The sequence below is a fragment of the Amycolatopsis acidiphila genome (genome assembly GCF_021391495.1).
Lineage (GTDB): Bacteria > Actinomycetota > Actinomycetes > Mycobacteriales > Pseudonocardiaceae > Amycolatopsis_E > Amycolatopsis_E acidiphila.
The window spans coordinates 6,030,799-6,044,097 of record NZ_CP090063.1; the positions used below are offsets into that span (position 1 = coordinate 6,030,799).

Below are 13,299 nucleotides of genomic sequence, written 5' to 3' on the forward strand. Positions count from 1 at the left end.
GCACGGGAGTGCCCGTCCCAGGCCGGCCGAAACCTAGCGCCGGCTACCGGTGATGACGAGCCACGCGTCGCTGCGGCGGCCCGGTTCGTACACCGAGTCCAGCCGTTTCGCGGTGATGCCGGTGAGGCCGTTGTCGAGGGCCGCGGCCAGCACGTCGGCACCGCCGCCCGTGTAGTGCTGCGGCACCCGCCAGCTCTCCCCCTCCAGCCCGAGCTTGCGCAGCCGACGGCGACGGCGCGTGTACGGCTGGTCGAGCTGCGACCTGCCGTCCAGGTGCAGGACGTCGAACGGCAGGTACAGCACCGGGGTTCCGGCCAGCAGCCGCTTGACCTGCCTGGGCTCGGCCTGCGCCCGCCGCCGCAGCGCCGCCTGGCTCGGCTTGCCGCCCTCCAGCGCGATCAGCTCGCCGTCGAGCAGGACCTCGGTCGAGCCGAGCTGCTCGCCGAGCCCCCTCAGCTCCGGGTACAGCGGGGTGATCTCGTCGCCGTCGCCATCGCGGATGTCGACGCGGCCACCCTCCACCCGCACCTGCGCGCGTTCCCCCGCCCAGCGGAACTCGTAGCCCCAAACGTCGTCATCCTCGGGGAGATTTCCCTTACGGGGCAACATCGGCTGCACGAACCGGGGCAGCTCGGCGAAATCCTTGCGCTGCGGCGGGTCGAGCCGCCGCACGATCCAGTCCCGCTTCTCCTGCTCGGAACGGCGGTTCACGAACAGGTACCGGCCCCGCACGCGTGAGCCGTGCAACACGACCTCGACCTTGTGCTCACCCCAGTGCAGCGTCTCGTAGCGGCCACGGTCCCAGATCTTCATCAGCCCGCCGCCGTACTCACCGGCCGGGATCTCCCCCTCGAAAGTGGCGTACTCCAGCGGGTGGTCCTCCGTGTGCACGGCGAGCCTGGTGGTGTCCGGCAGCGGCGGCAATCCCTTCGGGACGGCCCAGGACACGAGCACGCCCGCACGCTCGAAACGCACGTCCCAGTGCAGGCGGCGGGCGTGGTGCTCCTGGATGACGAACGCGTCGTCGTCACCGCGCGGGAGCACGTCCTCGGCGGGCACCGGCTCCGGGGTCCGCTTCGGATCCCGCTTCCGCCGGTACTCGCTCAGATCGGCCACGAGAAGCACCCTACCGAAAACGCGAAGTGTTTATCTCTTCCGCGTCCAGGGGACCTGAAGGGGCGTGAGTGCAGAGGAGTATGCGGTGGAGACAAAGGACATTTTCGTCCTGGGGCTGGACGAAGCGAACCTGAGAACGTTGCGGCGGGTACCGGGAGCCGAGGGATATCGGTTCCACCCGCTGCTCACGGTCGCCGATATCCAGGAAGGAGAGATCCCGATCGCCGACCTGATCGAGAAGGCCAAGCGCGAGCTCGAAGACTTCGGCGGCGAGATCGACGCGATCGTCGGTTACTGGGACTTCCCGGTCACCTCGATGGTGCCGGTCCTGTGCCGCCGCTACGGCCTGCCGAGCCCGAACCTCGAGGGCGTGATCAAGGCCGAGCACAAGTACTGGAGCAGGCTGGAGCAGGCGAAGGTCATCGACAACTACCCGAAGTTCGCCCTCGTCGACCTCGACGGCGAGGCGGAGCCGCCGGCCGGGATGAACTTCCCGATGTGGCTCAAGCCGGTGAAGTCGTTCTCCTCGGAGCTGGCCTACCAGGCGAAGAACGAGCAGGAGTTCGCCGAGGCCGTGGCCAAGATCCGCGACGGCATCGGCCGGGTCGGCAAGCCGTTCCAGTACGTGCTCGACCACGCGCCGGAGCTGGACATGCCGCCCGAGGTGGCGGACGCGGGCGCGCTGGCGTGCCTCGCCGAGGAGTCGCTGACCGGGGAACAGGCCGCGACGGAGGGCTTCGTGTACGACGGCGAGGTCACCGTGAACGGGGTGCTGGACTCGATCAACTACCCGGACAGCTCGTCGTTCCTGCGGCACCAGCTTCCTTCGCAGCTGCCGGAACCGGTGGTGCGGAAGATGGTCGACGTGTCGAAGAAGGTCATCGAGCGGCTGGGCCTCGACAACTCCACGTTCTCCATCGAGTTCTTCGCCCGCCCGGACACCGGCGAGGTGAACGTGCTGGAGATCAACGCGCGGCACTCGCAGTCGCACGCGGAGATGTTCGAGTACGTCGACGGCGTCCCGAACCACCACTGCATGGTGCAGCTGGGCCTTGGCAAGAGGCCGGAGATGCCGCACGGGCAGGGCAAGTACAAGATCGGCTCGAAGTGGTACCACCGCCGGTTCACCGACGGCATCGTGCGGCGGCTGCCGACCGAGGCCGAGATCGACCAGCTGCAGCGCGAGATCCCCGGCGTTACGGTTGATCTCGTGCCCGCCGAGGGCCAGCGACTGTCCGAGATGGACGCGCAGGACAGCTACAGTTACGAGCTCGCCTTCGTCTACGTCGGCGCCGACAGCGAAGAGGAGATGAAGGAGAAGTACCAGCGCACCATCGACGCGCTGCACTTCGAGTTCGACGAGGTTTGAAGGTGACGTGGTTTGCGTGGTGGTGCGGGTAGCGGTGCAACCTGCGTGAATCCGCCGCTTCGAGACTACGAAGGAGGAATGGCCTATGCGCGCGGTCAGCTCCCTGCCGTACGAGATCACCGAGGACGAGCACGTCTGGATCACGGTCTCCGACGGCACCCGGCTCTCCGCGCGGATCTGGCGACCGCTCTGTTCCGACGACCAGCCGGTCCCCGGGATCCTCGAGTACATCCCCTACCGCAAGCGCGACCTGACCGCGGGCCGCGACTCGATCCACCACCCCTACCTCGCCGGGCACGGCTACGCCTGCGTCCGGGTCGACATCCGGGGCACCGGCGAGTCGGAGGGCGTGCTGGTCGACGAGTACCTGGAACAGGAGCAGCGTGACGCCGAGGACGTGCTGGAGTGGATCGCGGACCAGCCGTGGTGCGACGGCAAGACCGGGATGATGGGCATCTCCTGGGGCGGGTTCAACTCGCTGCAGGTCGCCGCGCGCAAGCCGCCGAGCCTGCGTGCGATCGTCATCTCCTCGTTCACCGACGACCGGTACTCCGACGACTTCCACTACATGGGCGGCTGCATGCTGTCGGACAACCTCGGCGAGGCGGGCACGATGTTCGCCTACAGCACGCTCCCGCCCGACCCGGCGCTCGTCGGCGACCGGTGGCGCGACATGTGGCAGGAGCGGATCGAGGCGTCCGGGCCGTGGGTCGACGAGTGGCTGCGCCACCAGCGCCGGGACGACTACTGGCGGCACGCGTCGGTGTGTGAGAACTACCACGACGTCCGGGTCCCGGTGCTCGCCTCCAGCGGCTGGGCGGACGGCTACTCCAACGCCGTCATGCGGCTGCTGGGCGGCCTGGACGTGCCGCGCAAGGGGCTGATCGGGCCGTGGTCGCACAAGTACCCGCACCTGGGCGAGCCGGGCCCGGCGATCGGCTACCTGCAGGAGGTCGTGCGCTGGTGGGACCACTGGCTCAAGGACGCCGACAACGACGTCATGGCCGGGCCGATGCTGCTGACCTGGATGCAGGACAGCGTGCCGCCGTCCACCTCGTACGAGGACCGGCCCGGCCGGTGGGTCGGCGAGCCGGCCTGGCCGTCGCCGCACGTCAAGCCGTCCACGCACTGCCTGGCCCCGCACCGGATCGCCCGGCCCGGCGAGGAGATCCCGAACGAAGGGCTCAGCGTCGAGTCACCGCTGTCGGTCGGCCAGTTCGCCGGGAAGTGGGCCTCCTACAACGCCCCGCCGGACCTGCCCTACGACCAGCGTGAGGAGGACGGCGGCTCGCTGGTGTTCGACACCGACGAGCTCACCGAGACGTGCGAGATCCTGGGCGCGCCCGTGGTGCGGCTGGAGGTGTGCGCGGACAAGCCGGTCGCGATGGTCGCCGCGCGGCTGTCGGACGTCGCGCCGGACGGGCGCGCGACCCGGGTGACCTATGGCCTGCTCAACCTCACCCACCGCGACGGCCACGACAACCCGCAGCCGCTGGAACCGGGGAAGCGGTACCAGGTCGAGCTCACCCTCAACGGGGTCGCGCAGTCGTTCCCGCCCGGGCACCGGATCCGGCTGTCGCTGTCGACCTCGTACTGGCCACTGGCCTGGCCGCCGCCGGAGGCCGCGCGGCTGACCGTGTTCACCGGCGCCAGCACACTGACCCTGCCGGTCCGGCCGGTCGGCGAGGCGGACGAGGTGGGCCCGCACGTGTTCGGCGAGCCCGAGGGGTCGCCGCCCATCTCGACCACCCAGGTGCAGCCGGGGGCGCAGCGCTGGCAGGTGACGCGTGACCTGGTCTCCTACGAGCAGTCGCTGGAGATCCTCAAGGACTCCGGCACCGAACGGTTCGACGACATCGACCTGGAGGTGTCGCGGCGGGCTTACGAGTGCTACACCTCGGTGGCCGACGACTTCGCGTCCCCGGCGGGCAAGACCGACTGGTCACTGACGTTCCGCCGAGGGGACTGGGAGGCGCGCACGGACACGCGGATCCTGCTGACGTGCACGGCGAAGGAGTTCGTGCTGCACGCGCAGCTGGACGCCTACGAGGGGCCGCACCGGGCGTTTTCGCGGAACTGGCGGCACACCTTCCCCCGTGACCAGGTGTGATCCCGGAGCAGTCCGGGTAGCCCTGCGAGCGTGAAGCCGAGCCTGCATGCCAGGACCATGATCGCCGCGATGCGCGTGACGCGGCGCAAGCAGACGTTCGCCGACGTCGCGAAGCTGCACTGGAGTCTCGAACCGAGGCAGCAGCCCGCGGACGCGGAGCCACCCGACTCGGTCCGGGAACAGGTGCTGGTCACCAAGCAGGAGATCGGCGATCGGCCGGTGTACACGCTGCGGCCGCGGCGGGGGTACTCGTCGCGGCACGTGCTGTACTTCCACGGCGGCGCCTACGTGCACCAGATCCAGAAGGACCACTGGTCCTTCCTGGCGCGGCTGGTCACGGAGACGGGCTGCACCGCGACCGCGCCCCTGTACCCGCTCGCGCCCACCAACCGCTATGACGACACCATCGCCGTGGTCAAGGCCGTCTACAAGGAGAAGCTCAGCGGCCTGCACAGCGACGACCAGATCCTGATGGGCGACTCCGCCGGCGGCGGGCTCGCGCTGGTGCTCGCGCAGTCGCTACGGGACGAGGGCAGCCCGCAACCGAAGGAGATCGTGCTGCTCTCGCCGTGGCTCGACATCACCATGAGCGACCCGGCGCAGCACGAGTACGACAAGCACGACCCGTACCTGGGCATTCCCGGCCTGCTGGAGGCGGGGCGGCTGTACGCGGGGGCGCTGGACCCGGCCGATCCCCTGGTCAGCCCGCTCACCGGTGATCTCACCGGGCTCGGGTCGCTGAGCGTGTTTATCGGCACCCGTGACGTCCTGCTGTCCGACGCCCGGCGCTTCCGGGCGAAGGCGGCCGCAGCGGGCGTTCCGGTGGAGTACTGGGAGTACGAGGACATGTTCCACGCCTGGATGATCGCGAGCCTCCCGGAGGCGAAGAAGGCTTCGGCGCGAATCGCGGACCTGATCGTCCGGGGAGGACGCAGGTGACTGTACCCACCGCTTCCCGGCTCGACACCCTGAAGGTCGCCGCGACCGTGCTGGGCCCGACGCTCGCGGGTGGCGTCATCAAGCGCCGTCCGAAGATGATGGGGCTGCTGGAGAAGATGCAGGCCGACACGAATGCCGTGCGGCTGATGCAGGACCTGCGGTCGCGTTACCGGGCGCCGCTGGTGGAACTGGCGGTGCCAGGGCGGTCGTTCGCGCTGGTGCTCTCGGCCGACGAGGTCGGGCGCGTGCTGGCGGAGTCGCCGGAGCCGTTCAGCCCGGCGAACCTGGAGAAGCGGGCGGCGCTGGAGAAGTTCCAGCCACACGGCGTGCTGATCTCGAAGGGGGGCGAGCGGGCGCGGCGCCGGGCGTTCAACGAAAAGGCGCTGGAGACGCCCCAGCCGCTGCACCACCTGACGCCGGTGGTGCAGGCGAAGATCCAGGAGGAGGTGGCCGCGCTGCCGGCCGCCGGGACACTGGACTGGGAGCAGTTCGCGGCGGTGTGGTGGCGCATCGTGCGGCGCGTGGTACTGGGCGACGGCGCGCGTGACGACAACACGACGACCGAGCTGCTGGACCGGTTGCGGCGGTCGTCGAACTGGGCTTACCTCACGCCGCGGCACAGCGGACTGCAGGAGCGGGTGCTGGCCCGGTTGCGGGGGCACCTGACGCGGGCCGAGGCGGGCAGCCTGGCCGAGGTGATCGCGCAGACGCCGCAGAGCGACGACGATGATCCGGCGAGCCAGGTGGGACACTGGCTGTTCGCCTTCGATGCGGCGGCCATGGTGAGCTTCCGGGCGCTGGCACTGCTGGCCACACATCCGCAGGCGCGGGAGCAGGCGCTCGCGGAGACGCCGCCGGACCTGCCCCACCTGCGGGCGAGCGTCCTCGACACGGTGCGCCTGTGGCCGACGACCCCGGCGATCCTGCGTGATATCACGAAGGAGATCGACGACCTGCCTGCCGGCACCGGGCTGCTGGTGTACACCCCCTTCTTCCATCGCGACGACCAGAACCTGCCATACGCGCACAGTTTCGTGCCGGAGATCTGGCTTGACGGGCGGGCACAGCAGAACCCGGCGCTGGTCCCGTTCAGCGCCGGCCCGGGCGAGTGCCCGGCACGGAACCTGGTGCTGATGGTGACGAGCGTGTTGCTGGCGGCGCTGCTGGAGAAGCGCGACTTCCTGTTGACCTCGGGGCAGAAGCTCGGGCCGGCGCACGCACTGCCGTCTACTTTGGACAACTTCGGCCTGACCTTCTCGGTACGACCACGCCGTTAGGCGCAGCCACCACCCGCCCATGGCGACCCGGCAACGGCCAGCCCCCCGCGAAGGCGAACCCGGCAACGGCAGCCAGGACTGGCCGCGCCCGGCCGCCCCCTCACGCCGCTACTCCCCCCACCACAACCGCAGGGCGTTCTCGCTCGCCACTGCCTCCCGCACCGACGGAGGCAAACCGCCGAGGAGGCGCTCCAGCGGTTTCATCCGCTGCGCCCAGTTCTCCGGCCGCCCGACCAGATCCGTGCCCAGCACGAAGCGGTCCGGGTGGCGGGTGATCAGTTCCGTCCACTCCGGCCGGGGCGAACCGTCGCCGCTGAGGACGAGGTCCAGCAGCTGCCACGACACGTCCGCGTGCAGCCGCGGGTGGCGCTCCAGCAGGTCGGCCAGCACCTCGTGCTGCCGCCGCGGCTCAACCCGCCGGGAAACGCCAGCGTGGCACCAGACGACCGTCGTCCCGGAGTGCCGCGAAAGCATCCGGTCGAGCTGCCCGACGTACTCGTGCTCGCCCGGCCGGCCGGGGGAGCTGCTGTCGTGGTGCACCGCGATCGGGCACTCCTGCCCGGCGGCGAACTCGAACACCGAGTCCAGCGCGGGATGCGCCGCCGACGGGTTCTCGCCGTGCGTGAGGTTCGTGAGGTCGTCGTGCCGCAGCATGACCTCGCCGATGCCGCGCCAGCAGTCGTGCCGCGACCAGACCAGCTCGATCTGGTCCATCGCCACTTGGTCGGTCGGGTCGAACCCGCACAGGGTCGCCGCGAACCGGCCCGCGGGCAGCTGGGCTGCCAGGCTCGCGACCAGCTCGTCGGTCAGCGAGAAGTAGTAGCACGGCGAGTTGCCGTCGAGGTAGTAGTGCGGCCGCCGCGGCTCGTTCGAGGGCCACTTCTTCTTCATGGGCAGCCCGAAGATCACCGCCCGGTCGACCCCGGCCGCCGTCATCCCGCGGACCAGCCCATCCGCGTCGGCCGGCTGCTGCAGGAAGTCGACCACGTGCACATGCGTATCGACGAACACAAGTCACAGCATGGCAGGCGCGGCCTTCAGATCGGCGACCAACGCGGCATACGCACTGTCGCGATCGGGCGCGCGCAGCACCGAGGACGGGTGCACCGTGGACAGTATCTGCTCCGGATGCCCGCCGAACTCCTCGGGGGCCTCGACCAAAGTGCCCCGGTGCTCGGTGACCTTGAACGAGGGCCCCATGAGCGCCGAGGCCGCGGTCGCCCCCAGCAGCACCACCAGCCGGGGCCGCACGGCGTTCAGCTCGGCCACGAGCCATGGACGGCACGCCACGATCTCGCCACGCGAGGGCTTCTTGTGGATGCGCTGCTTGCCGCGCTCGGAGCGGGTGAACTTGAAGTGCTTGACGGCGTTGGTCACGTAGACCTCGCCGCGGTCGATACCCGCCTCCACGAGCGCCCGGTCGAGCAGTTTGCCCGCCGGCCCGACGAAGGGCTCGCCCTCGCGGTCCTCGCGGTCGCCCGGCTGCTCCCCCAGCATCAGTACCTTGGCCCGCTTCGGCCCACCGCCGAACACGGTCTGCGTCGCGTCCTGGTAGAGGTCGCAGCCGCGGCACGAGCGGGACGCCTCCCGCAGCCGGGACAGCTCGGTGCTGTCCGGCACGAACTCGGAGGCGTCCCGCTTGACCCTTGTCCCCGCCATGACGTCAGCTCGGCCGCTGGACGTCACCACGCCACGAGCCGGTCTCGCCGCCTCGGTGCTCGATGAACTCCTTGAACCGGCGCATGTCGTTCTTGACCCGGCGGTCGAGCACGCCCAGCTTGTCGCCGACGTTCTCGGCGAAGCCCTCGGGGTCTATGTCCATCTGCGCGGTCACCCGCGTGGTCGAGTCGTTCAGCCGGTGGAAGGTGATGACACCGGCGTGGTTCGGCCCGCTGTCCGAGCGCCAGGCGACCCGCTCGTCGGGGTGCTGCTCGGTGATGGTCGCGTCGAACTCGCGGGTGGCGCCACCTACCTTGGTGACCCAGTGCAGGTGGGTGTCGTCGAGCTGGCGGATCTGCTCGACGCCCTCCATGAACTGCGGGAACGACTCGAACTGGGTCCACTGGTTGTACGCGGTGGTCACCGGGACGTCGACGTCGACGGTTTCGGTGATCGTGCTCATGTGCTGGCTCCCTTCTCGACTCCCCTTTCGGGTACCTCGTCGGGGCGCGTCTACACGTCGCCGGCGGGTCTGGCGAGTCTCGCGAGCATGGCGTCCAGGTGGGCGCGGGCGCGTTCGGGCTGGTCGTCGGGGTTCTGGACGACCGCGACGAGCCGGTCGGCGAGCTCGCGCAGCTTGATGTTGGCCCGCTGCGAGGTGTTGATGAGCAGGTCGAACGCCGCCGCCGAGCCGCAGCCGTAGGCGAACATGATCATGCCCTTCGCCTGCTCGATCGTGGCGCGGGACGCCATCGCCCGCTGCAGGCCCGCCGCCTCCCCCGCCAGCTCGGAGAGGTGCTCGGCCTCGCGCAGCCGGGCACTGGTGAGGTCGACGTAGTAGCCGTGGACGGCGGTCGGCACTTCGTTCTCGGTGTCGGCGTTTCCGACCACGACCACCGCGCGGGTGCCCTCGTCGGCGGCCGCGATCCGCTGCTGGCTGCCGAACGCCTCACCGCTGCGGCGGACCGCCTCGAAGAGCTCGACCAGGGCCGGGTGGTCCTTGGGGTGCCCGTGCTTGGCCAGCAGCTCCAGGCTCGGGGTGACCGAGCCTGGCTGATAGCCGTACATGAGGTAGATCTCCGAGGACCAGGACCAGGTGTCGGTGCGGAGGTCCCAGTGGTACATCCCGACCTGGTCGGCGCTCTGGCCTCCGGGCAGCGCGGACAGCGGATCCGGCTTGGTGGGCATGGGGAAGCGGCTCCTGTGCAAAAGCTCTGACTACACGGGTGCCACGCTGCTGGACAGTCCCAGGAAGCCAGATCATAGCCGGGAGATCGTCAGGCCCTGCCGCCCGTTCACCGGAAATCCACCCGTCCGCGCCGCGTCACGCCGAAGGCTGCAGCAGCACCTTGATCACGCCGTCCCGCTTCTGCTGGAACATCCGGTAGGCCTCGGGCGCGTCCTCGAGCGGCAGCCGGTGCGTGGCGAGGTCCTGCACGCCGAGCGGGTCGGCCTCGTCGCTGACCAGCGGCAGCACGTCGTCGAGCCAGTGCCGGACGTTCGCCTGGCCCATCCGCAGCTGGATCTGCTTGTCGAACAGGTCCATCATCGGCAGCGGGTCGATCATGCCGCCGTAGACGCCGGACAGCGAGATCGTGCCGCCGCGGCGGACCGTACGAATGGCCTGGTAGAGGACGCTGAGGCGGTCCAGACCAGCGGTCTCGGTCACCTTCGCCGCCAGCGGCTGGGGCAGCAGGTTCACCATCTGGTGCGCGAGCTTGCCGACGGGGGCGCCGTGCGCCTCCATCCCGACGGCGTCGATCACGGAGTCGGCGCCGCGCCCGGAGGTCAGCTCGGCGACCGCGCCGGAGATGTCCTTGTGCTCGCGCAGGTCGAAGGTCGTGACGCCGTAGCGCGCGGCCAGCGTCAGCCGCTCCGGCACCAGGTCGACGCCGATCACCTGGCCGGCGCCGCGCTGCCGGGCGATCCGGCAGGACATCTGCCCGATCGGGCCGAGCCCGAACACCACGACGCTCCCGCCGGGCGGGATCGCCGCGTACTCGACGGCCTGCCACGCGGTCGGCACCACGTCGGAGAGGTAGACGAACCGCTCGTCCGGCGCCCCCTCGGGCACCTTGATCGGGCCGTACTGGGCCTGCGGGACGCGCAGGTACTCGGCCTGGCCGCCCGGGACCTGGCCGTAGAGCTTGGTGTAGCCGAACAGCGCGCCGCCCTTGCCGTGCTCGGTGACCTGGGTGGTCTCGCACTGCGACTGCAGCCCCGAGGTGCACATGTAGCAGTGGCCGCAGGAGATGTTGAACGGCACGACCACGCGGTCGCCGGGCTTGAGGTCGCCCGCCTCGGGGCCGACCTCCTCGACGATGCCCATCGGCTCGTGCCCGAGGATGTCGCCCTCGTCGAGAAAGGCGCCGAGTACCTCGTACAAGTGCAGGTCCGAGCCGCAAATGCCGGTGGAGGTGACACGCACGATCGCATCGGTGGGCTCTTCGATCTTCGGATCGGGCACTGTGTCCACGCGGACATCTCGTTTCCCGTGCCAGGCAACCGCCTTCATCCCTTGTCCCTTCCCGTGTCGCGCTGCGTCACGGGAGGGGGTAACCGGGGCCGGGCCGGGCAAACCTACTCGTCGAGCCAGCCGTGCTCGTGGACCAGCTCGAGGACCGTCTTGCGCACGCGCAGCACCTGCTCGGCGGTGAGCGTCGGGGCGCCGGTCAGCAGGGCTTCGGTGAGCTCCTCGCGGAAGTCCAGGCCGGACGGCAGGTAGTCCTCGTCGATGGCGGGTCTGGCGTCGCGCACGATCCGCACGTTGGACGCCTTGGGCCCGCGCTCCCCATCCTCCACTGTGAACTCGACGATCGCGCCCGGCGCGATCAGCCGCTTGTCCACGTCGAGGTCGTTGACGTGCACGAAGACGTCTTCGCCACCGCTTTCCGGAGCCACGAAACCGTAGCCGCGCATCTCGTCGAACCGGACGACCTTACCCGTGACCACCAGTACTCCGCATCGAATCGAGGGCCGGGAACCGGCCCCACGCGATATCGCGCCAACGTACCGCTTTCCCCGCTCCGGGCACAACGGCGGTGTGAAGCGGTGGTCGCGCGGGTACGCCGGAAGCATGAAGCTGCTCTACAAGCCACTGAGCCTGATCATCAGCGCGCTCGGCGGGGTGCTCGCCGGCGCCGTGTTCAAGCAGTCGTGGAAGGCCATCAGCGGTGACGACGAGGCGCCGAAGGCGACCGCGACCGACCGGAAGATCCGCGACGTGCTGCTCGCGGCGGCCTTGCAGGGGGCCATTTTCGGCCTGGTGAAGGCGGCGGTGGACCGCGGCAGCGCGCAGGCGTTCGAGAAGGCGACGGGCGAGAAGCTCGAGGACTGACGCGGGCTACGGCACCGGTGGCAGGTGCGCGGCGTCGGGGAACATGGTCAGCGCCCGCAGGGCGGTGCCGAGTTCCGCGATGTCCGCCGGATCGGTGAGCGAACGGCCCAGCTCGTCGGTGATCCGCTTCAGCCGGTGCCGCACCGTGTTGGGATGGCAGTAGACGCGCTCGGCGATGAGCTTCGTCGAGCCGCGGCAGTCGAACCACGCGCGCAAGGTCATCAGCAGCACGTTGCGGTCCTCGCCCGGCAGCTCGAGGACCGGCCGCAGCACCTGATGAGCCAGCTGCGCGGCCGCCTCCGGGTCACTGGCGACGAGCCCGGCCAGCGGCGACTCGGTGAACTGGACGATGCCCGAGGTGCCCGGCATGAGACTCGACAGCGCCACCCGGGCGAGGTGCAGGGCGCGGGCGGTGTTGCCCAGCCCGGTGAACACCGGGCTCACCCCGATGCGCCCGGTGGCGTTTTCCTTCAGCAGCCCCATGACCGCGTCGGCCGCGTTACGCTCGCGCAGTGACACGACGCCGACCCGCAGCTCCGGGGTGAGCCGCCACGCGGAGGCGTACAGTCGCTCGCGGAGCAGGTTCTCCATACCCGGCAACGGTTCCTGACCCAGGCCCGGCGTCTCCGCGGCGACCACAAGGTAGGTTCCGTCGAGCGACAGGTCGAGCATCCGGGCGATGTCCCACAGGGTGCCCTCGGTCGCGGTGCCGCCGGCGAAGAGGGCTTCCACGAGCGCGAGCCGCTTCTCGTGCCGGGTGCGGGTGATCTCCGCGAGCGTCGTGCGATAGGCCTCGGTCAGAGTCTCGGTGTAGTCGTCGATGAGTGTCCACAGCGCACGGGTCGCCGCGATCAGCCCGGCGGTGTCGTCGTCGGACCCGGTCAGCTCGACGAACTGTTGCCACACCTCCGTGAAGCCGATGCGGAACGCGCGCAGCAACTCCGGCAGCGGTGCGCCCTGGTGGGCCCGCTCCTGCCCGGTGGCCGCGGCCTGTGAGAGGTCGGGCGTGCCGGGTTCCTCCAAGGCACGCAACAGGAAGCGGAGGTTCGCGTCGCAGGAGGACCACAGCTTCTCGTGCGACACGAAGCGCGCGTCCGCGTAGACCGGCATCTCCGCGATGATGTGCGCGAAGGTGTCCTCCGTCATCTCCGGCAGTCTCGCCCGCGCGGCTGCCGCAAGCCGGGCGACCGCCGGCTCCGCACCCGTGTATCGCATGCGTCATCCCGTTCGCTTCCGGGCCTCCCCGTCGAGCCCCTCGGAGGAGGAATCTAACCCGAAAACGCAGGTGTTGGCGCACTCACCACGAAGGCCTCCGCAACCGCGGAGGGACGTGGAAAGTTTCGCCGCAGATGCTGCGGTTTTGGTTTTTGGTCAGGAGCAGGCGACGTTCGGTGACCGAGGCCCCACCACCCACCCACGCCGAACCCACAACGCCCAGCCACCCACCACGGCGCCCCGGCAACGGCCAGCCACCCCGCGAAGGCGAACCCGG

13 protein-coding genes are annotated in these 13,299 nt (G+C 69.9%); 5 read left to right on the top strand and 8 right to left on the bottom strand.

Going from position 1 to position 13,299, the window contains the following annotated elements:
* Positions 1 to 33 precede the first annotated feature (33 nt).
* The gene (locus LWP59_RS29595; RefSeq protein ID WP_144641623.1) at positions 34 to 1,116 is read right to left on the bottom strand and encodes a DNA polymerase ligase N-terminal domain-containing protein; all 1,083 of its coding nucleotides are present in this window, start codon (positions 1,114 to 1,116) and stop codon (positions 34 to 36) included.
* 85 nt (positions 1,117 to 1,201) lie between these two features.
* Between LWP59_RS29595 and LWP59_RS29600 the strand changes: the two genes are divergently transcribed.
* The 4 genes from LWP59_RS29600 (at position 1,202) to LWP59_RS29615 (ending at position 6,811) form a co-directional block, all read left to right on the top strand.
* On the top strand, positions 1,202 to 2,485 hold the full coding sequence (locus tag LWP59_RS29600) for an ATP-grasp domain-containing protein (RefSeq protein ID WP_144641621.1): 1,284 nt from the start codon (positions 1,202 to 1,204) through the stop codon (positions 2,483 to 2,485).
* 85 nt (positions 2,486 to 2,570) lie between these two features.
* On the top strand, positions 2,571 to 4,595 hold the full coding sequence (locus LWP59_RS29605) for a CocE/NonD family hydrolase (protein ID WP_144641618.1): 2,025 nt from the start codon (positions 2,571 to 2,573) through the stop codon (positions 4,593 to 4,595).
* Between the two features lie 30 nt (positions 4,596 to 4,625).
* Entirely contained in the window at positions 4,626 to 5,534 is a 909-nt protein-coding gene (locus LWP59_RS29610; RefSeq protein ID WP_229857577.1) for an alpha/beta hydrolase, read from the top strand.
* Positions 5,531 to 6,811, top strand: coding sequence for a cytochrome P450 (locus tag LWP59_RS29615; RefSeq protein WP_229857575.1), 1,281 nt, complete (start codon positions 5,531 to 5,533; stop codon positions 6,809 to 6,811). Before LWP59_RS29610 ends, LWP59_RS29615 begins: the two co-directional genes overlap by 4 nt.
* Before the next feature lie 108 nt (positions 6,812 to 6,919).
* Here LWP59_RS29615 and LWP59_RS29620 read toward each other — a convergent pair whose 3' ends face one another.
* The 6 genes from LWP59_RS29620 to LWP59_RS29645 all read right to left on the bottom strand — a co-directional run bounded on the left by LWP59_RS29620 (position 6,920) and on the right by LWP59_RS29645 (position 11,422).
* Positions 6,920 to 7,822 carry an amidohydrolase family protein gene (locus LWP59_RS29620; protein ID WP_222425612.1) on the bottom strand — a complete coding sequence of 301 codons (903 nt, stop codon included), beginning with the start codon at positions 7,820 to 7,822 and terminating at the stop codon, positions 6,920 to 6,922.
* Positions 7,823 to 7,825: 3 nt separating this feature from the next.
* On the bottom strand, positions 7,826 to 8,470 hold the full coding sequence (locus LWP59_RS29625; RefSeq protein ID WP_144641616.1) for a UdgX family uracil-DNA binding protein: 645 nt from the start codon (positions 8,468 to 8,470) through the stop codon (positions 7,826 to 7,828).
* A 4-nt stretch (positions 8,471 to 8,474) separates the two neighbouring features.
* A complete protein-coding gene (locus tag LWP59_RS29630; protein ID WP_144641613.1) occupies positions 8,475 to 8,933 on the bottom strand; it encodes an SRPBCC family protein in 459 nt (152 codons plus the stop codon).
* Positions 8,934 to 8,983: 50 nt separating this feature from the next.
* Positions 8,984 to 9,658, bottom strand: coding sequence for an ANTAR domain-containing protein (locus LWP59_RS29635; RefSeq protein WP_144641610.1), 675 nt, complete (start codon positions 9,656 to 9,658; stop codon positions 8,984 to 8,986).
* 136 nt (positions 9,659 to 9,794) lie between these two features.
* On the bottom strand, positions 9,795 to 10,985 hold the full coding sequence (locus LWP59_RS29640) for a zinc-dependent alcohol dehydrogenase (protein WP_144641607.1): 1,191 nt from the start codon (positions 10,983 to 10,985) through the stop codon (positions 9,795 to 9,797).
* Between the two features lie 65 nt (positions 10,986 to 11,050).
* Positions 11,051 to 11,422 (bottom strand): cold-shock protein, encoded by a 372-nt coding sequence (locus LWP59_RS29645; RefSeq protein ID WP_144641604.1) that lies wholly within the window; start codon positions 11,420 to 11,422, stop codon positions 11,051 to 11,053.
* Positions 11,423 to 11,546: 124 nt separating this feature from the next.
* On the opposite strand from LWP59_RS29645, the gene LWP59_RS29650 reads away from it, so the two are divergent.
* On the top strand, positions 11,547 to 11,807 hold the full coding sequence (locus tag LWP59_RS29650) for a DUF4235 domain-containing protein (protein ID WP_144641601.1): 261 nt from the start codon (positions 11,547 to 11,549) through the stop codon (positions 11,805 to 11,807).
* Between the two features lie 6 nt (positions 11,808 to 11,813).
* Here LWP59_RS29650 and LWP59_RS29655 read toward each other — a convergent pair whose 3' ends face one another.
* Positions 11,814 to 13,022, bottom strand: coding sequence for a PucR family transcriptional regulator (locus tag LWP59_RS29655; RefSeq protein WP_144641599.1), 1,209 nt, complete (start codon positions 13,020 to 13,022; stop codon positions 11,814 to 11,816).
* Positions 13,023 to 13,299: the final 277 nt, after the last annotated feature.

Excerpts from the sequence above, each read along its gene's own strand:
- LWP59_RS29605 (WP_144641618.1), top strand. The coding sequence starts at position 2,571 with ATGCGCGCGGTCAGCTCCCTGCCGTACGAGATCACCGAGGACGAGCAC.
- LWP59_RS29625 (WP_144641616.1), bottom strand. The coding sequence starts at position 8,470 with ATGGCGGGGACAAGGGTCAAGCGGGACGCCTCCGAGTTCGTGCCGGAC.
- LWP59_RS29635 (WP_144641610.1), bottom strand. The coding sequence starts at position 9,658 with ATGCCCACCAAGCCGGATCCGCTGTCCGCGCTGCCCGGAGGCCAGAGC.
- LWP59_RS29640 (WP_144641607.1), bottom strand. The coding sequence starts at position 10,985 with ATGAAGGCGGTTGCCTGGCACGGGAAACGAGATGTCCGCGTGGACACA.
- LWP59_RS29630 (WP_144641613.1), bottom strand. The coding sequence starts at position 8,933 with ATGAGCACGATCACCGAAACCGTCGACGTCGACGTCCCGGTGACCACC.
- LWP59_RS29655 (WP_144641599.1), bottom strand. The coding sequence starts at position 13,022 with ATGCGATACACGGGTGCGGAGCCGGCGGTCGCCCGGCTTGCGGCAGCC.
- LWP59_RS29650 (WP_144641601.1), top strand. The coding sequence starts at position 11,547 with ATGAAGCTGCTCTACAAGCCACTGAGCCTGATCATCAGCGCGCTCGGC.